Here is a 20,234-nt window from a genome sequence, read left to right as displayed (position 1 = left end):
CCAGCATCGCATTGTCGCGCAGATAGATCTGGCCGACGGACAGGTAGTTGGCGGCCCGCCAATACCCGTTCATCCGCCGCAGCATGTCGGGCGTCAGCGGACGACGCCGATCCGCAATCCCCGCCGGAACTGTCTGGCCGGACGACTGCGTATCGATCATGTTCATATGTGGTTCCCGAAATCGGTGACGACGCGCTAAGGCACCTACCCATGTTCGAAGCGGTCGAGCATGTCCTTGATCGCCGACAAAGGTTGCAGTTCGAAGTCCGCCCCGTCTCCGCCGTCGGCGGAAGGGCCATCATGACACCCCGTCCGAAGACGATCACTGACAGCGCAGCGATCACGACGCCATGAGTTCCATCTCCCGTCAGTCCACGATCGAGATAATTCGGCATGACAGCGGTCGTTCTGGACGCATCCGCGATATTCGCGCTCGATCGCGGCGAGCCCGGTGCAGACACGGTCGCGCGTCATGTTGGAGGAGCCGAGAGCCGCTCAGCCGCCAGCGCGCCCTCACATGCCGCAAGATCGCCGGAGCGTGGCCTGTCCCAGAAAAGTCTCGGTTCGAGACTATGGACTGGCTGGACGAGTGGCTCATCGTGGCGGATCAGGGCGGTGATCCGTTCATCCTCGACCGTGCAACCGGTGCGATCCTGCATGCGTGGCATGGCGCGGGTGCATGGAAGCCCGAACCGATGTTCGTGGACGTCTTCAGCATGGCGCTAGTGCTGGGCATCATCGGAACGGTGCATGAAGAGGCCGGCGATGAACTCTACGATGCGGAGTTCGAGGTACGGCCGGCATGGCGAACTGCCCTGCGCGCGCGTCTTGCCCCCGTTCTCGGCACGACGGAGGCTGACGACATCGCTTCCCGCTTCGATTGGTAGGCAAAAGGCATCCGGTTGCCCTCGGGCAGCGAAACGGTGCGGATGATCCTGCCGGCAAGGCGGCCGCACGTGATCCGGCCCATGCAGCCCCGACTGCGATGGACCAGACCGGTTACCCGCGGGAACGTCCCGGACCGCGGCCGGCATATTCGCCTCGACCCGAGCCTATAGACGAAGGCCCAGTCCGATGCCGAAGACCAGCGGGTCGAGGCCGACCCGAACGGTCTGCGTACCGATCGCTGTCGTGCGCAGCCGCGCGCTGGTATCGATGTCGATATATTTGACGTCCAGATTGACGAACATCCTGGGCGTGACGTCGACGTCGATGCCGGCCTGCGCCGCCCAGCCGAAGCTGTCCCTCATCCGCACGCCGGTCGATCCCGCCGCCCTTTCCAGGCCCTTCGACGCCGCCTCGTTCCAGAAGATCGTATAGTTCAGCCCGGCGCCGACATAAGGACGTACGCTACCGCGCGGGTTGAAATGATATTGTGCGGTCAGCGTCGGCGGCAGCACCCAGGTCGACGCGAGCTTGCCGATCGACCCGGTCGTGCCGGTTCGCCCGTCCACCCGGTGCCTGGTTGTCGCGGCGATCAGTTCGAACCCGACATGGTCGGTCGCCATATAGGTCGCGTCGATTTCGGGCATGACACTGTTGGTGATGCGCACCCGCTCGCCGGGGAAGGTGGGAAGGACACTGCCCGACCGCTCGTTGGGCGCGACCATGATGGCGCGGACCCGGACCAGCGCATCGCCGGCCCGTATCCCGCGGCGCACGGACGCCTGCGTGGTTGCGGCGGTGGGTGCGTCCTGCGCCGCAGCCGGGCCGGCCACGGCAACGCCGGCGGTTGCGGCACACAGGGCGACGAGAACGAGGCTGCCGAACGAACAATGGATCATGACCAACTCCTGACTGGTTGATCGAGCCCTAGAAAAGGTCTCGACCAGGCACCTTGATTGCGGTCAAGGACGGGTTTGACGCGGATCAAAGACCAGCGTGGGGTCGGGGCGCACCACGCCGGCATGTGGTCCTATCATCCAGAACTGCTCGCCCGCGCGGTCCCGCGCTACACGAGCTACCCCACCGCAGCGGAGTTCGGCGACACCGTCGGTCCCCGCGACATGGCCGACGCGCTTGCCGGCGTCGATCCGGACGCGCCGGTCTCGCTGTACCTGCATATCCCCTATTGCCGTTCGATCTGCTGGTATTGCGGGTGCAATACCGGCGCGGCGAACCGGACGGGGCGTCTCGAGGCTTACATGACTGCCCTCGACACGGAGATCGCGTTGTTGACCGAACGCGTCGGCGACGTGCGGATCGGCAGCATCGCGTTCGGCGGGGGCAGCCCGAACGCGATCGCCCCCGCGCTGTTCGAAGCCCTGGTCGCGCATCTCCGCCGCGCCTTCCGGTGCGAGGCCCCGGTCCTGTCGATCGAGATCGATCCGCGTGGCTTCGATGCCGATTGGGCGGCGGTGCTCGGCGCCACGGGGGTGTCGCGCGTGAGCCTGGGAGTGCAGACGCTCGATGTGCAGGTGCAGGCGGCGATCGGCCGCGTACAGCCCGTGGCCGATATCCAGCGCAGCGTGACGCTGCTGCGCGCGGTGGGAGTGGCGTCGATCAATTTCGACCTGATGTACGGTCTGCCCGGGCAGACCGAGGCGAGTGTGCTGGCGACGCTGCGCGACAGCATCGCGATGGGACCGGATCGGCTGGCGGTGTTCGGCTATGCGCATGTCCCGGCCCTCGTCCCGCGCCAGCGCCGGATCGACGCGACGGCGCTGGCCGATGCCGAAGCGCGCTTTGCACAAGCTGCGCTGGCGTACGAGGTGCTGACCGATGCCGGCTATGTCGCGGTCGGCTTCGATCATTTCGCGCGGCCCGACGATGCGTTGGCGCGCGCCAGCGTGACGGGCACGCTCCGTCGCAACTTCCAGGGCTTCACCGCGGATCCGGCGCAGACCCTGATCGGTCTGGGTGCCAGTGCGATCAGCGATTTTCCCGGCGCGCTGCTGCAGAACGAAAAGAATAGCGGCCGTTACGGCATGCGGATCGACGCCGGCGGCTTCGCGACGGCGCGCGGGCTGCGTCGTACGACGGAGGACCGGGTCCGCGGGCGCGCGATCGAGTCGATCCTGACGCGCGGCATCGCCGATCTGACGGCGATCGCCGACATCGATGCCATCCGCGCGCAACTTCTTGCCTTCGAGCACCACGGTCTGGTCGCGTGGCAAGGCACTGTGCTGCACCTGGCGACCGATGCGCTGCCCTATGCGCGGACGATCGCCAGCGCGCTCGACCTGTACCGGCCGACTGCACCTGGACGCTTCAGCAGTGCGGTCTGAACGGCGCACGGCCGTCGCGCCGCCGCGCTGTTCGACCTGCGCGGTCCGCGACAGCGCGCTATGCTCGGCACTCGATGACGGCGATCTGGCGCGGATCCACGCGATCGGACTGCGCCGCACGGTCGCCGCCGAGCAGGTGTTGGTCTGGACTGGCGATCGCAATGCGATCTGCGCGAATCTCGTGTCCGGGGTGCTCAAGGTCGTCCGCGCCGGGCCTGACCGCCAAGACCATATCGTCGGCCTGCTGTTTCCCGGGGATTTTGTCGGCGAACTCTTTGCCGACAGCGCGAGCGACACGGTCCAGGTGCTGTGCGACGCCGATCTGTGCATCTATCCGCGCGCCGCGCTCCGCCACGTGCTCGACGATCATCCCGCCGCCGAACGGTTGTTGCTGCGCCGCGCGCTCGCCACGTTGAACGACGCGCGTAAGTGGATGCTGATCCTGAGTCGCAAGACCGCGCGTGCCAAGGTCGCGACGTTCCTGATCGATATGGCGCGCCGGCTGGATGATGCCGGCGCCGCTGCGGGGAAGTTCGATCTGCCGATGAGCCGGTCCGAAATCGGCGCGGTGCTGGGGCTGACGATCGAGACAGTCAGCCGGCAGGTCACCGCGCTGCGCGTGGCCGGGATCATCGCGCTTCCCGGCGGGCGGTCGGTCGTCATTCGCGATCACGCCCGACTGGCGGGGCGCGCGGCGGCCTGATCAGGCGGCGTCGCGCAACCGGGCCGCACCCGGCGCCAGATCCAGCCGTTGCGTGCAGATCGCGGTCAGCGCCGGGCGATGGCTGACGACGATCAGGCCCTGCCCCGTCCGGTTCAACCGGTCGACCAGCCGTTCCGCCAGCAGCGCCTCAGATGCCCCGTCCAGTCCTTCGCTCGGTTCGTCCAGCAACAGCCAGGGCGCGTCCGCGCAATAGGCGCGCGCTACTGCCAGCCGGCGCCGCTCGCCGCCCGAAAGCCGCGCGCCGTTCTCGCCGATCCAGCTGTCGAGCCCGTGGTCGAGCGCTCGGATCCGCGCATCCAACGCGGCATCGTGCAGCGCCCGCCACAGGGTCGCGTCGTCGGCCTCCGGGTTCGCCAGCGCCAGATTGTCGCGCACGGTGCCCGACAGCAGCATCGCGTCCTGCGGCGCCCAGGCAAAGCAACGGCGCAGGCCGTCGGGTGCCAGCGTCGTGACGTCCGCGCCGCCCAGCCTCAGCCGACCCGGCGCGCTCGTCCGTAGCCCCAGCAGCTGTTCGACCAGCGTCGTCTTGCCGCTGCCCGACGGCCCCGTCAGCGCCAGTCGCGTGCCCGGTGCCGCGACGCAGCTGTCGACCAGCAGGGTCAGGGCGACCGCGGGCGCACGATCGCGAACCCGCGCCCGCACGGCTGGCGCCGCCGCCGGCGCAAAGACCGCGTCGAGCCGCACCTGCGCCTCGATCAGGCGACCGCGGTCGATCATCGCGCGCAGCAACGGACCGGCCGCATCGACCGTCATCGCCGCGGCCAGTGCGGCCAGCGCCGCGCGTGGCGCACCTGATCCCGCGGCAAGCGCCACGGTGCCGGCCGCGGCGATGCCGATCGTGCCGGCGTGCAGCAGGTCGAACCAGGCGGCGGCGTTCGCATGACTGCGTTGCGCCGCCGCCAGGACCCGGCTCTGCGCGTCGATCCGCGTTGCCGCCCACTCTTCCAGCCCGAAACAGCGCAATTCGGGCGCGGCATCGGCCAGCCCGGCGAAACTGTCGCGCAACTGGCCCGCCGCCCGCTGTACCGCGCGGCCGGGCGCCGCGATCCGTTCGGACAGGAACCTGCCGGCGATCAGCAGCAGCGCCGTGCAGGCCGCGGCCAGCACGGCGGCGGCAATCCCGCCGAGCGCCGCCAGGCACAGGCCCGCAGACAGTGCGGCGGCGGCGCCCCACGGCGCGGACCGCCGCACGAAACGCATTTCGATCGCATCGACATCGCCGACCATCCGCGCGGTCGCCTCCCCGGTCGTAAAGCCGAGCGCGACCGCGGGCGGCTGTGCGGCCAGCGCCGCGAACACCGCGGGCCGGATGCGCGCGAGCGCGCCGAACGCCGCATCGTGGCTCGCCAGCCGTTCGCCGTAGCGCGCGCCCGTCCGCACGATCGCCAGCAGGCGGATGCCGGCACTCGGGAGCATGTAGTTGAACGCCGTCGCCACGGCTGGCCCGGCAAGCCCAGCGATCGCGGCGGCAGTGATGAACCAGCCCGACAGGCCGAGCAGTATGACCGAGGCCGCCGCGACCAGCGCGGCATATAGCGCGGCGCGGCGCAGCACGCCCCGCTGGCGGCTGCGTTCCGCAGCGATCAGTGCGTCGAGCGGCGTGGTCATGCGGCGTCTCCGAGGCGGATGATCTGGTCGGCGATGCCGGCAAGCCGCTCGCTGTGCGTCGCGATCAGCGTGGTGCGACCGCGGCAGGCAACCGTGATCGTCGTGATCAGCGCCGCCTCGGCTTCTGCGTCGAGATGCGCGGTAGGCTCGTCGAGCAGCATGATCGGCGCGGGCTTCAGCAGTGCGCGCGCCAGCGCGATCCGGCGCCGCTCGCCCCCCGACAGCCCGCCACCCCGCGCGTCGATCGGGCCGTCCAGGCTGCCGGGCCGCGCGTGGAGCATCGGCGTCAGGCCGGCGTGACGCACGACCGCGTCGATCTCCCGCGCGGTCGCGGCGGGGCGGGCGAGCGTCAGGGTTTCGCAGATCGTCCCCGCGACGATCAGCGGATGCTGCCCCGCCCAGGATGCGATTTCCGCCAGCGAGGCACCGGGGGCCAGCGGCACGCCGGCGACGCGGACGGTGCCGCTGCCCAGCGGCGCGAGGCCGAGCAGAAGATGCAGCAGGCTCGACTTGCCGCTGCCCGACGGGCCAAGCAGCGCCACGATGCGTCCCGCGGGGACGGTGAACGACACGTCCGACACCGCTGCGCGCGCCTCGCCCGGATACCGGATCGTGACCCGGTCGAACCTGATGTCGATCGGCCCGGTCGGCATCGGTATCGCCGCTGCGGCATGGACCGCGGGCAGCGCGGCGAGCCGGTCGGCCGCCGTCTCCGCCGCCTGCTTGTCGTGATAGGCCGCAGCCAGGCGGCGCATCGGCGCGTAAAATTCCGGCGCCAGCGCCAGCACGAAGAACGCCCGGCCGATATCGAGCTCTTCCGGTGCCGCGAAGGGCAACAGGTGGAGCAGGTTGAAGCCGCAATAGACCGCGACCAGCGCGACCGACAGCGCCGCGAAGAATTCAAGCGACCCGGACGACAGGAAGGCAACGCGCAGCACGCGCATCGTGCGCGCGGACAGTTCGTCGGCGGATCGGCCGATCGCCCGGGTTTCGCGGTCCTCTGCCCGGAACGCCAGGATGATCGGCAACGCGCGAACCCGGTCGGCAAAGTGGCTGGTCAGTCGGGCAAGCGCGACGAACTGGCGGCGCGACTGGTCGGCCGCGGCGCCCCCCGCCAAGATCATCGCGACTATGAAAGGCAAAAGCGTCGCAGCCAGGATACCGGCCGCGACCGGGCTGGCCGCCGCGGTCGCCGCCAGGATCAGGATCGGGGCCAGCGCGGCCGCCTTGCGGGCCGGCAGGAACCGCGCGACATACCCGTCCAGCGCCTCCACTTCGTCGACCACCGCGCTCATGAACGCACCGGTCGTGATCGCAGAGGCGGGATCGCGGTGCAGCGCCGCGCCGACGATGCGACGGCGCAACGCGGTCTTCGCGCCTTCCGCCCCCGCCGCGCCGATCCGCGCCGACAGCATCGCAAACAGGCCGCGCGCAACCCCGGATGCCGCGGCCAGCCCCGCCCATGGCAGCATGGCCGCCACACCCTGCGGCACCGCCACGATCGCCCCGGCCAGCCCCCCGGCAAAACCGATCGCGGCGACGCTGTCGAGCACCAGAAATTGCGTGGCAGTGGTCGCGCGGCCCCCGTCCGCAGTCACCGCCGTCAGCCAGCGTCTGCGGTCGCGCGCGGCGATCCGGTCGGGGGCGGGTCGCGCGGTTGCGGCGCGGTCTTCATATGCCATGGTCATGCCGTCGCTTTCGCCCGACCGGCTTCGGCGGGTCTTTGACCGCGGTCAATGTCCGGTCCGTGCGCCCGCCGTATCGGCGCCGGGAACCGGCATTCAAACCGGTAGGAGACCTTTTCGATGGACCTCGCGGTAATTGATCTGTCGCGGCTGCAATTCGCTCTGACCGCCCTTTATCACTTCCTGTTCGTGCCGCTGACGCTCGGCCTGTCGATGATGCTCGTCATCATGGAATCGGTCTACGTCATGACGAACCGGCCGATCTGGCGCGTCATCACGCGGTTCTGGGGGCGCATCTTCGCGATCAACTTCGTGCTCGGCGTCGCGACCGGGCTGACGATGGAATTCCAGTTCGGCACCAACTGGTCGTATTTCTCGCACTATGTCGGCGACATCTTCGGTGCGCCGCTGGCGATCGAAGGACTGATGGCGTTCTTCCTCGAAGCCACGTTCGTCGGCATCATGTTCTTCGGCTGGGATCGCCTGTCGAAGCTCGGCCATCTCATCGTCACCTTCCTGGTCGCGCTCGGCACGAACCTTTCGGCGCTGTGGATCCTGGTCGCCAACGGCTGGATGCAGAACCCGGTCGGCGCCGCGTTCAACCCGGAAACGATGCGGATGGAAGTGACCGATTTCGGCGCCGTGCTGTTCAACCCCATCGCCCAGGCCAAGTTCGTCCACACCGTCAGCGCGGGCTATGTCTGCGCCGCGGTGGTCGTGCTCGGCATCTCGGCCTTCTGGCTGCTGCGGGGCAGGTACATGGCGGTCGCGCGCCGGTCGATGACGGTCGCTGCGGCGTTCGGGCTGGCCGCGTCGCTGTCCGTCGTCATCCTCGGCGACGAAAGCGGCTATGCACTGACCGACAACCAGAAGATGAAGCTCGCCGCGATCGAGGCCGCCTGGCACACCGCGCCCGCACCCGCCGGCCTCACGCTGTTCGGCATCCCCGACGTCGCCGCGCGCGAAACGCGCTACGAGGTGCAGGTGCCCTGGGTACTCGGGCTGATCGCCACGCGCAGCCTGGACGGTACGGTCACCGGCATGTCGGAACTGGTGCTGCAGGCGCAGGAGCGGATCACCTCGGGCGTCGTCGCCTATGACGCGGTCGAGCGGCTGAAGGCGGATCCGGCCAACCTGGTGCAGCGGGCACGGTTCGAGGCGCACAAGCGCGACCTGGGCTATGCGCTGCTGCTCAAGGCGCACGTCGCCGACCCGCGCACGGCCAGCCCGCAGCTCATCGCCACCACGGCGTGGGACGTAGTGCCCAACGTGCCGCTGATGTTCTGGAGCTTCCGGATCATGGCCGCCATCGGCTTCGCGATGATCGCGCTGTTCGGCGCGGCGTTCGTGCTCACCTCGCTCCGGCTGCACATGCAGACGCGCTGGTTCCTGAAAGTTGCGGTGATCGCCATCCCCCTACCGTGGATCGCGATCGAACTGGGCTGGATGCTGGCCGAGGTCGGCCGCCAGCCCTGGGCGATCGAAGGCGTGCTGCCGACCTTCCTGGCCGCCTCGTCGCTTACCCGCGGCGCGCTGTGGACGACGATCATCGGCTTCACCGGCCTGTACGGCACGCTGGCGGTGATCGAGGTCCGGCTGATCCTGCAGACGATCCGCAAGGGGCCGTTCGAGCATGACGAGGATCCGGCACCTGCGCCCGCCGATATCCCCGCGCTGCCCGCCGCCGCCTGACAGGAGACAAGACGATGTTCGACTATGAAACGCTTCGCATTCTCTGGTGGGCGCTGATGGGCGTTCTCCTCATCGCCTTCGCGCTGACCGACGGCTACGATCTCGGCGTCGCGGCCCTGCTGCCCTTCGTGGCGAAGACCGACGCCGAACGCCGCCTGGTCATCAACTCCGTCGGGCCGACATGGGAAGGCAACCAGGTCTGGTTCATCCTGGGCGGCGGCGCGATCTTCGCGGCCTGGCCGTTCGTCTATGCGGTCAGCTTCTCGGGCTTCTACCTCGCCATGTTCGTTGTTCTGGCCTCGCTGATCCTGCGGCCGGTCGGGTTCAAATACCGGTCAAAGCGGCCCGACGCGGCATGGCGGTCGCGGTGGGACTGGGCGTTGTTCGTCGACGGGTTCGTGCCCGCTCTGGTGTTCGGCGTGGCGGTCGGCAACGTGCTGACCGGTGCCCCGTTCCGGCTCGACAGCGATTTGCGCGCTTTCTTCGACGGCAGCTTCCTCGGCCTGTTCACGCCGTTCACGCTGCTGTGCGGCCTGCTGTCGGTGGCCATGCTGGTGCTGCATGGCAGCGCGTGGCTGGCGATCAAGATCGAACGCGGCGTGGTGCATGATCGCGCCAAGCGGTTCGGCACCGTCGCCGGTCTGCTGTCGGTCGCGCTGTTCGCCGCCGGCTGGATCTTCGTCGCCTTCACCGACATCGGCTTCCGCATTGTGGGCGATGTCGATCCGTTCGGGCCGTCCAACCCGTTGCGCACTACCAGCGAAATCGCCGCTGGCGCGTGGCTGAACAATTACGCGATCCATCCCTGGATGCGGGTCGCGCCGGTGCTGGGGTTCGGCGGCGCGCTGCTCGCCCTGGTCGGCATCCACCGCCGGTGGGAAGCCGCGGCGTTCACAGGGTCGTCGGCTTCCGCGATCGGCATCATCGCGACCGTCGGGCTATCGATGTTCCCGTATATCCTGCCGTCCAGCATCGACATGCATTCCAGCCTGACGGTGTGGAACGCCTCGTCGACTCCCAAGACGCTCGGCATCATGCTGTTCGTGACGGCGGTCTTCCTGCCGATCATCATCGCCTACACCGCCTGGGCCTACCGGGTGATGTGGGGACGCGTGACAACGCACGCGGTCGCCACCAACCCCGATTTCTACTGAACCGCCCGATCTGGAGCATGTAGCATGTGGTATTTCACTTGGGTCCTGGGCCTCGGCCTCGCGGTTGGCTTCGGCATCCTCAACGGCATCTGGCACGAATTCCATCTGCCGATCGAGGACGACGCGGAGGCGCCGGCAAACCGGTGACGGCAACCGCCCGGAACGCTGCCGGTCCGGGCGGCCTATGGGGCCGTGTCGGCGACAACGCGAATTGATGCGCGATTTGCGCCGCGATGCGGCTATATCGGCGGCATGCTCACGACGACGATCTGTGCCGATTGCGCGGTCCGCGACGAAGCGCTGTGCGGCAGCCTGACGGACGACGAACTGGCCGCGCTGAACACGATCGGCCGCAAACAGAGCGTGAGCCGCGGCGAAACCGTAATCTGGGCGGGCGACACGAGCATCATCTGCGCCAACCTGCTGTCCGGCGTGCTCAAGCTGGTCGCCTCGACCCAGGACGGCCGCGAACAGATTGTCGGCCTGCTCTACGCGGCCGATTTCGTCGGGCAGCCCTATGCCGGCCGCGCCGACTTCACGATCACCGCGCTGACCGACGCGGAACTGTGCGTCTTCCCGCGCGCCGCGTTCGAACGCGTGCTGACCGATCACGCACGGATGGAGCGCCTGCTTCTGCAGCGGACGCTCGCCGCGCTCAACGTGGCGCGCGCGCGGATGCTGACGCTCGCCCGGACGTCGGCGGCCGAAAGGATCGCCGGCTTCCTGATGGACATGGCATCGCGCACCGCATCGACCGGGTGCAGGGGTACCATGGGCGGGCCGGTCACGTTCGACCTGCCGCTTTCGCGCGGCCAGATCGCCGACATCCTCGGCCTGACGATCGAAACCGTCAGCCGCCAGATGACGAACCTGAAGGATGCGGAAATCATCCGGCTCCCCGGCGGTCGTACGATCACGATCGCCGACCCCGGCGCGCTCGAGGCGCGGGCGGTGGCCGCCTAGTCCAGGCGGGGACGTCGCGCCGGAGGCTGGCGAGAATAAACCCCCGCCCTGCCCGGTCAGCCGCCGCTCGCCCAGCGTAAGGACCGTCAGTTCGACCAGGTCCATCGCCCGTCGGCGTCCGTCGAAGACGCCCCGCGCACGAGACGGACTGCATCGGCACGCCGAGCTGACGACCAACCGCTTCAGCAATATGCCGGAACGTGACGCCTTCCTCCGCGACGGCATGGTATGTGCGCTTAAAAACCCCCTGGCCGACGGCTCGGCAAACCCGGGCGCCGAGCCGGTGGACCTGCGTCCGGCGGTTCTAGCCGGTATCGTCTTGCTACTCGGGCTCGGGCGGCGTGACACCGCGGCTTCAAGGACCTCAGCCGGCTCAGCCCGGAGTTCGCGGCGATATTCCGCATTCGTGGCAAATGGACGCCCCGATCTGTCGATGTTAACATATTATTCCGCGTGCGCATCAATTGTGAACAGCATTCGGGCGCTCGTATCGGAACATTCCGATGTAACGGTCGAATGGGTATGATCTACTCCGCTCATTATTGATCGCGTAAATTCATCTGATCCGGATAAGTTCATGTTTCGAGTCATAATCGCTACACCGCTGGCTGCGTTCACGCTTGATTTCGTGTTTAATTTACACATCAGGCAATTCAAGCGGCGTGGCCGGTCAGGGCATATCCGCGCTGACGCGGCCAAAGGCATCCGCATCACCCCTGTCCTTCTCACCAAAACTATGATCGCCGGGTGTTGTCGCCGTTGAACCGAACGGTCACGCGCAGTCCCGGGCGGTTATCGTCCAGCGATAGCACCGCACCGTGGACGCGCGCCGCCACCTGCACGATACTGAGCCCCAGGCCGCTGCCCTCCGCCTGTCGGCTGGTGTCGAGCCGCACGAACCGCGCCAGCACCCGCTCACGCTGGTCGGCGGGAATGCCCGGCCCGGTATCGGCGACGCTGAGCCTGATCCCGTCGTCCGCTTCCGTCAGCGACACCGTCACCGCGCCACCCGCCGGGCTGTACTTCACCGCATTGTCGATCAGGTTCGCGACCAGTTGCCCGAGCAGCGATCGTACCCCGTCCAGGCGCGCCGGCACGACGTTGACCGTCAGCGTCACCCCGCGATCCTCGGCCACGGGTTCGAACAGTTCGCCAGCCTCGCGCACGATCTCTGCCAGATCGACCGGTGCGAACTCGCTCGCCATCGTCGTCTCGGCCCGCGCCAGCCGTAGCGTGTCGTCGATCGTGCGCAGCAACGCATCGAGATCGGCGCGGATATCGCCCGCCACGCCGTTCGCCTCGCCCTGCAACGCTGCCAGGTCGATCCGCGACCGGATCCGCGTCAACGGCGTCTTCAGGTCGTGCGCCAGGGCATCGGTGGCGGTACGCAGCGTATCGACCAGCCGCTCGATTTCGGCAAAGCCGTGATTCAGCGTTCCGGCCAGCCGATCATACTCGTCGCCGCGCCGCGTCACCGGCAGCCGCTCGTCAAGGTGCCCGGCGCGGAAACGGTCACCCGCCGCACTCGCCGCATCGAGGAAGGCGAGACCGCGACGGCTGTACCAGAAACCGAACAGCAGTCCGATCACGCCGGTCGCCAGCAACGACCAGATCAATGCCGACACGTAGCGGTCGTGCAGCAGGCGGCGGTCGTCGGACAGGCTGCCGACCAGCAACCGGTAGTCGCCGCCGAGCAGGACCGTACGCGCCGCGACCTGCCGCTCTGCCATGGTGCCGCGTGTTGTGGAAATTTGCGTGTCGAACGTGCGGTAACCGGTCCGGTCGATCTCGTCCGGCCAGCTGGCAAGATTGCCGGCGACTGGCTGTCCCGCAACATCGGTCATCAGGTAGATGAAATCGGTGACGCGCGGGCGTTCTACCGCGCGCGACACCGCCTGCACCACCGCCAGCGGCCCCGCCCCCTGATAACGTTCGATCAGCGCCGCCGCCTCGTCATCGACGCTCGCCTGCACCCGCGCATCGAGCAACCGCACCGTCTGCACATACTGCACCGTCAACGCAGTGCCGGTCGCGATCAGCGCGATCAGCGTGATCCACAACGCGCCGCGCAGCGCGGCCGTCGGTCGCAGGCGTTGCATCTCAGACCGCGTCCAGCCGATATCCGGCACCCCGCACCGTGCGGATCATCGGCGGCTCGCCCGCACCGTCGATCTTGGCGCGCAGCCGGCTGACATGCACGTCGACGATGTTGGTCCCGGGGTCGAAGCTGTAGTCCCAGATCGCCTCGATCAGCATCGTCCGCGTCACCACCTGCCCCGCGTGCCGGGTCAGATAGTCGAGCAGTTGATATTCCTTGTTCAGCAGCTCGATCCGCCGGCCGTTGCGCGTGGCCGTGCGGGCGAGCAGGTCGAGCGTCAGCGATCCCGTCCGGCGTACGCCGTCGCCCGTGTCGGCGTCGCCGTGGCGGCGCGCGATCGCCTCGATCCGCGCCATCAGTTCCCCGAACGCGAAGGGCTTGGGCAGATAATCGTCGCCGCCCGCGCGCAGGCCCGCGATCCGGTCGTCCACCTGCCCGAGCGCAGACAGTAGCAGCACCGGCGTCCGGTCGCCCTGCGCGCGCAGCGACTTCAGCACCGACAGTCCGTCCAGCCCTGGCAGGTTGCGGTCCAGGATGATCGCATCGTACCGGCCGACGATCGCCGCGGTCAGCCCGTCGACCCCCGTGGCGGCGTGATCGGTCGCATGGCCAAGCTCCGCCAGCCCGCGGCGCACATAATCCGCGGTCTGCGCATCGTCCTCGATCATCAGCAGCTTCACGACGGGTGCGTTCCTCTCCGGGCTCCAGGGGGCGGACGCGTACGCCACCCCCGCGGTTCCGTCCTGTCGGGCGTGGCGGCTCACGACCGCGCGGATGCTTCGCCCGCGATCCGCAGGTCGATCGACACCTGCCGGCCGTCGCGGATCACCTGCGTCGGCACGCTGGACCCGATCCGCGCGTCAGCCACCGCACGCGCTAGGTCGCGGCCATTGTCGATCGGCCGGGCTCCGAAGCGCCGCACGATGTCACCGCGCCGCATGCCGGACCGCGCCGCCGTGCCGTTGTCCTCGACCTGCGCGATCAGCGCGCCCTTGGTGGCGTCCAGCCCCATCGCGCGGGCAATGTCCGGCGTCACGTCCTGCAACGCCACGCCGATCCGGCCGCGCGACACATGTCCGGTCTGGGCGATCTGTTGCGCCACCTGCCGGGCCATCTTGGCCGGGATCGCAAAGCCGATCCCGACATTGCCGCCGCTGGGCGAGAAGATCGCGGTATTGACGCCGACCACCCGGCCCGCGCCATCGAACAGCGGGCCGCCCGAGTTACCGCTGTTGATCGCGGCATCGACCTGCAGGAAATCGTCATAGGGCCCTGCGCCGATCTCGCGCCCGCGGGCGGACACGATCCCCGACGTCACCGTATTGCCGAGCCCGAACGGGCTGCCGACCGCGAACACGCTGTCGCCCACGCGGATATGATCGCTGTCGCCCCACTTGATCGGCGTGAACCTGCCCCGCCCCTCGATCTGCACGACCGCGACGTCGATCTTGGGATCGCGCCCCAGCACCCGCCCGGCAAATTCCCGCCCGTCGAACATCTGGACGGTCACCCGGTCGGCCCCTTCCACCACATGGTTGTTGGTGATGACCAGCCCCGATGCGTCGACGATGAAGCCGGAACCGAGCGCACCGCGCCCGCCCTGCGGCTGTTCCGGCCGCTCCGGCCGGCCGCCCCCGTCCGGCACGGCGAAACCGAACAGCTGCCCCAGCCGCTCCGACAGTTCGTCGGCGCCCGAACCGAACTGCATCGGCATGCCCGGCTGCTGCTCCGCCGCCGGCTTTACCTGGATCTGTACGACGCTCGGGCCGACAGCCTCGACCATGTCGGACAGCGATGCGTGCACGCCCGTCGATGCGACGGCGGCAGGGCCGGATGCCACGAACCGTTCCACGGCCCCGGCATGCCCCTGGTCGGCGGCGATCGCCCCGCCGGCGATCCCGGCGATCGCGGTGCCGCCGAGGGCCACGGCGGCGATCATCGGGCGTATGGTCAGGCGACGCTTGGCGGCCATGCTGCTGGTCCTTGCTTTCGGGTTGGGGTTACCCCCTTCCTGGGCCGGAATCATGAGCGCCGCCTGTGGCGGACATTACATCCGCGCAATCATCGCGGCGCCATCTCCGCCGATCCCGCCTGGTCGGGCAGCTACCGCCGGTTCGCGCAGCACCTCCGTGATCGTCACCGCCGCCAGCGCGAAGGCCAGAGCCCTCAGGTCGAAGACCATGGCCAGCAGAATCTGCGCAGCAAACAGAACGGGGTCAGGATGCAGCTGTCGAGCGCCCGGACCGGCAGATCGAACCAGACCGCAGCGAGCGCCATCTCGGTCCGCCCGTCACCGCAGCCACTGCGAGGATGACGATGCCCGCCACGGACAGCGTACCGATCGGCGACGTCACGTGTCGTTCTGCTGCGACGATAGGGTTCCGGCCTCCACCCTGTCCGCGGCGGTCGCACCACGCTGGCCGATCGGCATGGGTGTGCCGGTCGTCGTGTCGAGCATCGTCTGCAGTTCGAGTTCGACATTGAGCCGGGCGCCGAGCAGCAGCGAGACCGCCGAGAGGAACATCCACACCTGCAGCACGACGACCGCCGCCAGCGATCCGTAGGTGGCATCGTACCGCGCGAAATTGGCGACATAGACGCCGAAGCCGTATGTCGCGGCCAGCCACAACAGCGTGGCCGCCAGCGCACCAGGCACGCACCAGGCCCAGCGCGCGTCGGCGCGCGCCGGCGCATAGCGGTAGATAAGCATGAAACCGGCCCCGGCGGCGGCCGCCATCGCCGTCCAGAAACCGATCCGCACGGCACTCCAGAGCAGCGGCGTACCGTTCGGCAGCAGCGTCTGGACATAACCGAGCAGCGCGATGCCGCACAGTGCCATCAGCATGAACAGCCCCCCGGAGATCGCAATCGCCGCGGCAACCGCCCAACGCTTCAGGAACCTCGGCCGGCGTGACTGGTGATAGACGATGTTCATCGCCGCCATGACCGACCGCGCGAACAGCGCAGCGGTATAGAGCGTCAGCAGCACGGTCGAGGCGATACCGATCAGGTCGCGCCGCCGCGACCCCATCCCGCTGATCAGCCGTTCCGTCAACAGCGCCTGCCCCCCGCCCGGCACGATGTCGATCAACGCGGCCATATCTCGCGCGACCCGCGCCGGTTCGGCGATCATGCCGTAGATCAGCGCGATCGCGACCACGGCGGGAACCAGCGTCAGAAAAGCCTGATAGGCGATCCCGGATGCCAGCAGCGTCAGATGCTCCTCGAATGTCTTGCGGCGGGTTCGGACCAGGACGTCCAGCCAACCGGCGAACGGTATCTCCCACGGCCACCGCGAGTCCTGCCCCCGCGACGGCGTGTCACGGACACCGACCCAGATGGCATGTAGCCGCCGAACATAGCCGCTCAACGCGCGCAGCGGGAATATCCTTGTCGGAAGGCTGCTGCGCGGTTTCACCCCGGCAGGACATTCGCCCATGCCCTTCGGTTCCGGACCGGTGCGAGAATAGGCGGGATTCGAGGAAAAATTGGCAGCCGGCTTGGCGGATGGCCTCGGGCCTGCGATGAAACCGGCATGACCGACCGCGAACCCTTGCTGAAACCAGGCTATAATTGCTGGCGGATCGAACACGCGTCCCAAGCGTCGGTCATCATCGACGCCGACGATTATTTTAAAGCGGCCCGTGCAGCGATGATGAAGGCCAGAACACAGATCGTTCTGGTCGGCTGGGATTTCGACGCCCGGATCCGCTTCGGCGGTGACGCGGACGATGGCGGCCCCGAACGGGTCGGCAGCTTCGTCAGCTGGCTCGTCCGGCGCACACCGGGCCTGCAGGTCCACATCCTCCGATGGGATACCGGCGCGATCAAGACGCTGTTTCATGCCCAGACGCTGATCCGGCTGGTGCGGTGGATCAGGGATCCGCAGATCCATCTTCGTCTCGACGCACATCATCCGCCCGCAGGCTCCCATCACCAGAAGGTCGTCGTGATCGACGACGACGTGGCTTTCTGCGGCGGGATCGACATGACGGTCGACCGCTGGGATACGCGCGACCATGCGGACGACGAACCGCGCAGGCTGGAGCCAGATGGCGCGGCTTACGGCCCCTGGCACGATGCGACGACCATGTTGCAAGGACCGGTCGCCAAGGCGCTTGGCGATATGTGCCGGCTTCGGTGGGCGGCGTCGGGTGGCGCAGCGATGCAGCCCGTACAGAACGCTACCGACTGCTGGCCGGAACATGTCTCCCCGGATTTTACCGACGTTCAAGTCGGCATTTCGCTGACCGTCCCGGAGATGGCGAAACAGGCCTCGCGTCACGAGATCGAGGCGCTCTATGTCGATCTGATCGCGCGGACGAAGCGCCTGTTCTACGCCGAGAGCCAGTATTTCGCATCGCGCCGCGTGGCCGAGGCGATCGGCAAGCGACTGGCCGAACCCGACGGTCCGGAGTTCGTGATCGTCCATCCGACCACCGCGGAGGGGTGGCTGGAGCCGATCGCGATGGACTCGGCACGCGCAAGACTGGTCGAGGCGCTGCGTGAGAAGGACCCGCATGGCCGCCTTCGGCTTTACCATCCGTTCACCTGCGGTGGGAAACCGATCTATGTCCATGCCAAGGTCACGGTGATCGATGACGAGGTGCTGCGCGTCGGTTCGTCGAACTTCAACAATCGCTCACTTCGGCTCGACACCGAATGCGACGTTGTCATCGACGCGGCGCAAGACGGCAATGCGGACGAACGCGCGACGATAGCGGGCCTTCGGAACGGGCTGCTTGCCGAACATCTTGGCAGCACGCCGGAGGTGGTGGCGGCGATGATCGCCGAAACCGGGTCGATCATCGCGACGATCGAACGGTTGCGCAACGACGGCCGCTCGCTTCGCCCCTACGAAGAGCCCGACCTCGACGGCGTGCGCACATGGCTTGCCGATAACAAGATTCTCGATCCCGAAGGCCCGGGCGAGATGTTCGAGGCGCTGTCGGCCCGCCGGGCGCTGCTTGAGAACCTGCGCCCCCATCTGCACCGGTCGGACGGGCGCCTGTCGAAGACGCGGGTATCGGTCGCCGCGATGGGGATCGGCGTCGGCCTCGCCGCCGGCATGTTTTTTCTCGGGCGCCAACGTCCGGGCAGCCGCTGACAACGGACGATGCACTGTTCTAAGGTGGCGACGCGCACGACGAGCCGGGTCGATCGGCTGCTCCCGGCCTGGGATGACGCCCCGTCGATCATGTCGCCACCCGACGGAGCGAGGCCCGGTCATCACGACCCGACCATGACGACGAAATCGGCGCGACCATGATGGCAGAAATCTGCATCTGCCGGCGAACCTCTATATCCCGATCTGCCAGCACTTTGCATAATGATCGGGAATGAGAAGAATGACCGGCCGGCTTTCCGTGAACGGTAAAAGTCCTTAACGAGGCGGTCATGAGCAAGATGACTGTCGCCGCCCTCCAAATCGGATCTGATTACGCTGGCAAGCAAGCCACCGTCGACAATATCATCGCGTTCGAGGATCGCATTGCCGCGTCGGGTGCCTGCCTTGTCGTCATGCCGGAGGCGTTACTCGGCGGCTATCCCAAGGGGGAGCATTTCGGCACCCGGCTGGGTTTCCGGATGCCGGAGGGGCGTGAAACCTTTGCCCGCTATTATGACAATGCGGTCGATATGGATGGGCCGGAGCTGGCCGAACTCGCCGGGCTGAGCAGCCGCACCGGTGCGACGCTGGTGCTCGGCGTGATCGAGCGGGCCGGATCGTCCTTGTTCTGCACCGCGGTCTTCATCGAACCGGAACGCGGTATCGTCGCCAAGCACCGCAAGCTGATGCCGACCGGCACCGAGCGCCTGATCTGGTCGCAGGGCGACGGCTCGACGATGCCGGTGGTGGATAGCGCGGCCGGCAAGCTGGGCGCGGCGATCTGCTGGGAAAACCACATGCCGCTGTTCCGCACCGCGATGTACGCCAAGGGCGTGGAGATCTGGTGCGCGCCGACGGTGGATGAACGCGATGTGTGGCGCAGCTCCATGCGGCATATCGCGCATGAGGGACGCTGTTTCGTCATCAGCTGCTGCCAGGTGCAGCCTACCCCCGCCGAACTGGGTGTAACGGTCGATCATTGGGACGATGATCGACCGCTGATCGGCGGCGGCAGCATGATCGTCGGCCCGCTGGGCGACGTGCTGGCCGGGCCGATGGTGGGCGGGACGGACCTGCTGACCGCTGAAATCGATACGGCCGAACTGATCCGAGCCCGCTACGACCTCGACGTGGTCGGTCATTACTCCCGGCCGGACATCTTCAGTCTCCATGTCGATGAACGGCCACGCAGCGGTACGGTATTCAACGGCGCTTGAGCCTTTGAAGATCGGCAGTGTGGAACCGGCTTTGCGTCGCCGGCCTGCGACAACGGCTGAGGCAGTGGTTCACCGGTCACTCGCCCGACCGTCGCCACCACGGTAGCGCGAACTGGGCAGTCATAGGCCATCGGGACTATGACCTGCCGACTGGGAACGGCCGTAACCGTCAGGTGCCATTCACCCGTTCTGTTTATAGCCCAGACTGCTGCGCATCGCGGGAATGTCGGTGACAGAAGGAGCGGTCATGGTGCTCGTCATACGCCAGGGCATGACCTGCGGCACCTTTGCCATGGTCCGTAACGCGCCGTGGGATACTCATCGTGAGCAAGCATCAACTATCGGTCGTGCGACCAAGTAACAATCAACGTCGGGGTTCGGAATGAAATATCTGCTTTCAATCGCCTTCGTGATCGTTTCGACTGCGGCCGACGCGCGATCATGGCAAAGTGATTATCCCAGCTGCAACGTCCGGCAACAGCGTGAAGTCCAGGAAAGCGGAAGAAACCGTCTGCGCGACCATATTGCGACGCGCGCCAATGTCCTTCAGGCGGATATCAGCACCGCCAGCAAGGCCCGGCCGATCCCTGCAAAGACGTTGCGGCACTTGTGGTCCCGCGTTGACCAGATCAGGAAAGCCAGCGATCGGACGGCCGCCAAACAGGGCTTTCTGAGCGCCGCCGAGCGAACGACCTATGATCGTCGGCTCGACGCCGTTGCCGGGCAGCTCTGCAGATGACCGAGCACGGCCTTCATGCC

General features: G+C 67.6%; 20 protein-coding genes. 11 read left to right on the top strand and 9 right to left on the bottom strand.

Going from position 1 to position 20,234, the window contains the following annotated elements; translation table 11 throughout:
* Positions 1-85: phosphoketolase family protein (locus tag BKY59_RS18080; RefSeq protein WP_276205496.1), on the bottom strand; the 85-nt coding region annotated here is incomplete at its 3' end.
* Positions 86-210: 125 nt separating this feature from the next.
* Here BKY59_RS18080 and BKY59_RS17655 point away from each other — a divergent pair.
* Together BKY59_RS17655 and BKY59_RS08545 are read left to right on the top strand one after the other, a co-directional pair.
* Complete coding sequence (locus BKY59_RS17655) at positions 211-354, top strand: hypothetical protein (RefSeq protein WP_165374814.1); 144 nt, start codon at positions 211-213, stop codon at positions 352-354.
* 218 nt (positions 355-572) lie between these two features.
* Complete coding sequence (locus tag BKY59_RS08545) at positions 573-887, top strand: hypothetical protein (protein ID WP_083671988.1); 315 nt, start codon at positions 573-575, stop codon at positions 885-887.
* A gap of 165 nt (positions 888-1,052) precedes the next feature.
* Here the strand turns inward: BKY59_RS08545 and BKY59_RS08540 are convergent, their stop codons facing one another.
* Positions 1,053-1,784: an OmpW/AlkL family protein gene (locus BKY59_RS08540; protein WP_076070618.1), complete on the bottom strand. Its 732-nt coding sequence runs from the start codon at positions 1,782-1,784 to the stop codon at positions 1,053-1,055.
* Positions 1,785-1,907: 123 nt separating this feature from the next.
* Here BKY59_RS08540 and hemN point away from each other — a divergent pair, with 123 nt between their 5' ends.
* Both hemN and BKY59_RS08530 read left to right on the top strand, forming a co-directional pair.
* On the top strand, positions 1,908-3,227 hold the full coding sequence (gene hemN / locus BKY59_RS08535; RefSeq protein ID WP_076070617.1) for an oxygen-independent coproporphyrinogen III oxidase: 1,320 nt from the start codon (positions 1,908-1,910) through the stop codon (positions 3,225-3,227).
* Entirely contained in the window at positions 3,217-3,930 is a 714-nt protein-coding gene (locus BKY59_RS08530; protein ID WP_076070615.1) for a Crp/Fnr family transcriptional regulator, read from the top strand. Before hemN ends, BKY59_RS08530 begins: the two co-directional genes overlap by 11 nt.
* On the opposite strand, the gene BKY59_RS08525 is transcribed toward BKY59_RS08530, so the two are convergent.
* Both BKY59_RS08525 and cydD read right to left on the bottom strand, forming a co-directional pair.
* Positions 3,931-5,559, bottom strand: coding sequence for an amino acid ABC transporter ATP-binding/permease protein (locus BKY59_RS08525; RefSeq protein WP_076070613.1), 1,629 nt, complete (start codon positions 5,557-5,559; stop codon positions 3,931-3,933). It abuts the gene before it with no gap.
* On the bottom strand, positions 5,556-7,241 hold the full coding sequence (cydD, locus tag BKY59_RS08520) for a thiol reductant ABC exporter subunit CydD (RefSeq protein ID WP_083671991.1): 1,686 nt from the start codon (positions 7,239-7,241) through the stop codon (positions 5,556-5,558). The genes BKY59_RS08525 and cydD overlap by 4 nt, the downstream gene beginning before the upstream one ends.
* A 123-nt stretch (positions 7,242-7,364) precedes the next feature.
* Between cydD and BKY59_RS08515 the strand changes: the two genes are divergently transcribed.
* The 4 genes from BKY59_RS08515 (at position 7,365) to BKY59_RS08500 (ending at position 11,053) form a co-directional block, all read left to right on the top strand.
* Positions 7,365-8,936 carry a cytochrome ubiquinol oxidase subunit I gene (locus BKY59_RS08515; RefSeq protein ID WP_076070612.1) on the top strand — a complete coding sequence of 524 codons (1,572 nt, stop codon included), beginning with the start codon at positions 7,365-7,367 and terminating at the stop codon, positions 8,934-8,936.
* A gap of 14 nt (positions 8,937-8,950) precedes the next feature.
* Positions 8,951-10,090 (top strand): cytochrome d ubiquinol oxidase subunit II, encoded by a 1,140-nt coding sequence (cydB, locus tag BKY59_RS08510; RefSeq protein ID WP_076070610.1) that lies wholly within the window; start codon positions 8,951-8,953, stop codon positions 10,088-10,090.
* A gap of 24 nt (positions 10,091-10,114) precedes the next feature.
* A complete protein-coding gene (gene cydX, locus BKY59_RS08505; RefSeq protein WP_076070608.1) occupies positions 10,115-10,237 on the top strand; it encodes a cytochrome bd-I oxidase subunit CydX in 123 nt (40 codons plus the stop codon).
* A 105-nt stretch (positions 10,238-10,342) separates the two neighbouring features.
* A complete protein-coding gene (locus BKY59_RS08500; RefSeq protein WP_076070606.1) occupies positions 10,343-11,053 on the top strand; it encodes a Crp/Fnr family transcriptional regulator in 711 nt (236 codons plus the stop codon).
* A gap of 734 nt (positions 11,054-11,787) precedes the next feature.
* Here the strand turns inward: BKY59_RS08500 and BKY59_RS08495 are convergent.
* From BKY59_RS08495 to BKY59_RS08480, 5 genes are all read right to left on the bottom strand, one after another.
* Entirely contained in the window at positions 11,788-13,152 is a 1,365-nt protein-coding gene (locus tag BKY59_RS08495; protein WP_076070604.1) for a sensor histidine kinase, read from the bottom strand.
* A 1-nt stretch (position 13,153) separates the two neighbouring features.
* Positions 13,154-13,831, bottom strand: a complete 678-nt coding sequence (locus BKY59_RS08490) for a response regulator transcription factor (protein WP_076070602.1) — start codon at positions 13,829-13,831, stop codon at positions 13,154-13,156.
* A gap of 80 nt (positions 13,832-13,911) precedes the next feature.
* Positions 13,912-15,123: a trypsin-like peptidase domain-containing protein gene (locus tag BKY59_RS08485; RefSeq protein ID WP_165374813.1), complete on the bottom strand. Its 1,212-nt coding sequence runs from the start codon at positions 15,121-15,123 to the stop codon at positions 13,912-13,914.
* A gap of 75 nt (positions 15,124-15,198) precedes the next feature.
* Positions 15,199-15,333: a hypothetical protein gene (locus BKY59_RS18225; RefSeq protein WP_276205493.1), complete on the bottom strand. Its 135-nt coding sequence runs from the start codon at positions 15,331-15,333 to the stop codon at positions 15,199-15,201.
* A 168-nt stretch (positions 15,334-15,501) separates the two neighbouring features.
* Positions 15,502-16,590 (bottom strand): YihY/virulence factor BrkB family protein, encoded by a 1,089-nt coding sequence (locus BKY59_RS08480; protein WP_083671986.1) that lies wholly within the window; start codon positions 16,588-16,590, stop codon positions 15,502-15,504.
* 96 nt (positions 16,591-16,686) lie between these two features.
* Here BKY59_RS08480 and BKY59_RS08475 point away from each other — a divergent pair, with 96 nt between their 5' ends.
* From BKY59_RS08475 to BKY59_RS08465, 3 genes are all read left to right on the top strand, one after another.
* Entirely contained in the window at positions 16,687-18,258 is a 1,572-nt protein-coding gene (locus BKY59_RS08475; protein ID WP_076070598.1) for a phospholipase D-like domain-containing protein, read from the top strand.
* A gap of 290 nt (positions 18,259-18,548) precedes the next feature.
* Complete coding sequence (locus BKY59_RS08470) at positions 18,549-19,475, top strand: carbon-nitrogen hydrolase family protein (protein WP_076070596.1); 927 nt, start codon at positions 18,549-18,551, stop codon at positions 19,473-19,475.
* A 382-nt stretch (positions 19,476-19,857) separates the two neighbouring features.
* Entirely contained in the window at positions 19,858-20,214 is a 357-nt protein-coding gene (locus BKY59_RS08465; RefSeq protein WP_076070594.1) for a hypothetical protein, read from the top strand.
* The last annotated feature ends 20 nt before the right edge of the window (positions 20,215-20,234 follow it).

The organism is Sphingomonas montana, from assembly GCF_001956315.1.
In the GTDB taxonomy this organism is placed as follows: Bacteria; Pseudomonadota; Alphaproteobacteria; order Sphingomonadales; family Sphingomonadaceae; genus Sphingomonas_R; species Sphingomonas_R montana.
Note: the sequence above shows the minus strand (reverse complement) of the source record. Positions and strands in the feature narration are given on the sequence as shown.

What these genes read in the sequence shown, in the direction of transcription:
- BKY59_RS18225 (WP_276205493.1), bottom strand. Translation starts at nt 15,333, where the DNA reads ATGGTCTTCGACCTGAGGGCTCTGGCCTTCGCGCTGGCGGCGGTGACG.
- BKY59_RS08465 (WP_076070594.1), top strand. Translation starts at nt 19,858, where the DNA reads ATGAAATATCTGCTTTCAATCGCCTTCGTGATCGTTTCGACTGCGGCC.
- BKY59_RS08485 (WP_165374813.1), bottom strand. Translation starts at nt 15,123, where the DNA reads ATGGCCGCCAAGCGTCGCCTGACCATACGCCCGATGATCGCCGCCGTG.
- cydD (WP_083671991.1), bottom strand. Translation starts at nt 7,241, where the DNA reads ATGGCATATGAAGACCGCGCCGCAACCGCGCGACCCGCCCCCGACCGG.
- BKY59_RS08540 (WP_076070618.1), bottom strand. Translation starts at nt 1,784, where the DNA reads ATGATCCATTGTTCGTTCGGCAGCCTCGTTCTCGTCGCCCTGTGTGCC.
- hemN (WP_076070617.1), top strand. Translation starts at nt 1,908, where the DNA reads ATGTGGTCCTATCATCCAGAACTGCTCGCCCGCGCGGTCCCGCGCTAC.
- cydB (WP_076070610.1), top strand. Translation starts at nt 8,951, where the DNA reads ATGTTCGACTATGAAACGCTTCGCATTCTCTGGTGGGCGCTGATGGGC.
- BKY59_RS08515 (WP_076070612.1), top strand. Translation starts at nt 7,365, where the DNA reads ATGGACCTCGCGGTAATTGATCTGTCGCGGCTGCAATTCGCTCTGACC.
- cydX (WP_076070608.1), top strand. Translation starts at nt 10,115, where the DNA reads ATGTGGTATTTCACTTGGGTCCTGGGCCTCGGCCTCGCGGTTGGCTTC.
- BKY59_RS08475 (WP_076070598.1), top strand. Translation starts at nt 16,687, where the DNA reads ATGACCGACCGCGAACCCTTGCTGAAACCAGGCTATAATTGCTGGCGG.
- BKY59_RS08480 (WP_083671986.1), bottom strand. Translation starts at nt 16,590, where the DNA reads ATGGGCGAATGTCCTGCCGGGGTGAAACCGCGCAGCAGCCTTCCGACA.
- BKY59_RS08470 (WP_076070596.1), top strand. Translation starts at nt 18,549, where the DNA reads ATGAGCAAGATGACTGTCGCCGCCCTCCAAATCGGATCTGATTACGCT.
- BKY59_RS08500 (WP_076070606.1), top strand. Translation starts at nt 10,343, where the DNA reads ATGCTCACGACGACGATCTGTGCCGATTGCGCGGTCCGCGACGAAGCG.
- BKY59_RS08545 (WP_083671988.1), top strand. Translation starts at nt 573, where the DNA reads ATGGACTGGCTGGACGAGTGGCTCATCGTGGCGGATCAGGGCGGTGAT.
- BKY59_RS08495 (WP_076070604.1), bottom strand. Translation starts at nt 13,152, where the DNA reads ATGCAACGCCTGCGACCGACGGCCGCGCTGCGCGGCGCGTTGTGGATC.
- BKY59_RS17655 (WP_165374814.1), top strand. Translation starts at nt 211, where the DNA reads ATGTTCGAAGCGGTCGAGCATGTCCTTGATCGCCGACAAAGGTTGCAG.
- BKY59_RS08525 (WP_076070613.1), bottom strand. Translation starts at nt 5,559, where the DNA reads ATGACCACGCCGCTCGACGCACTGATCGCTGCGGAACGCAGCCGCCAG.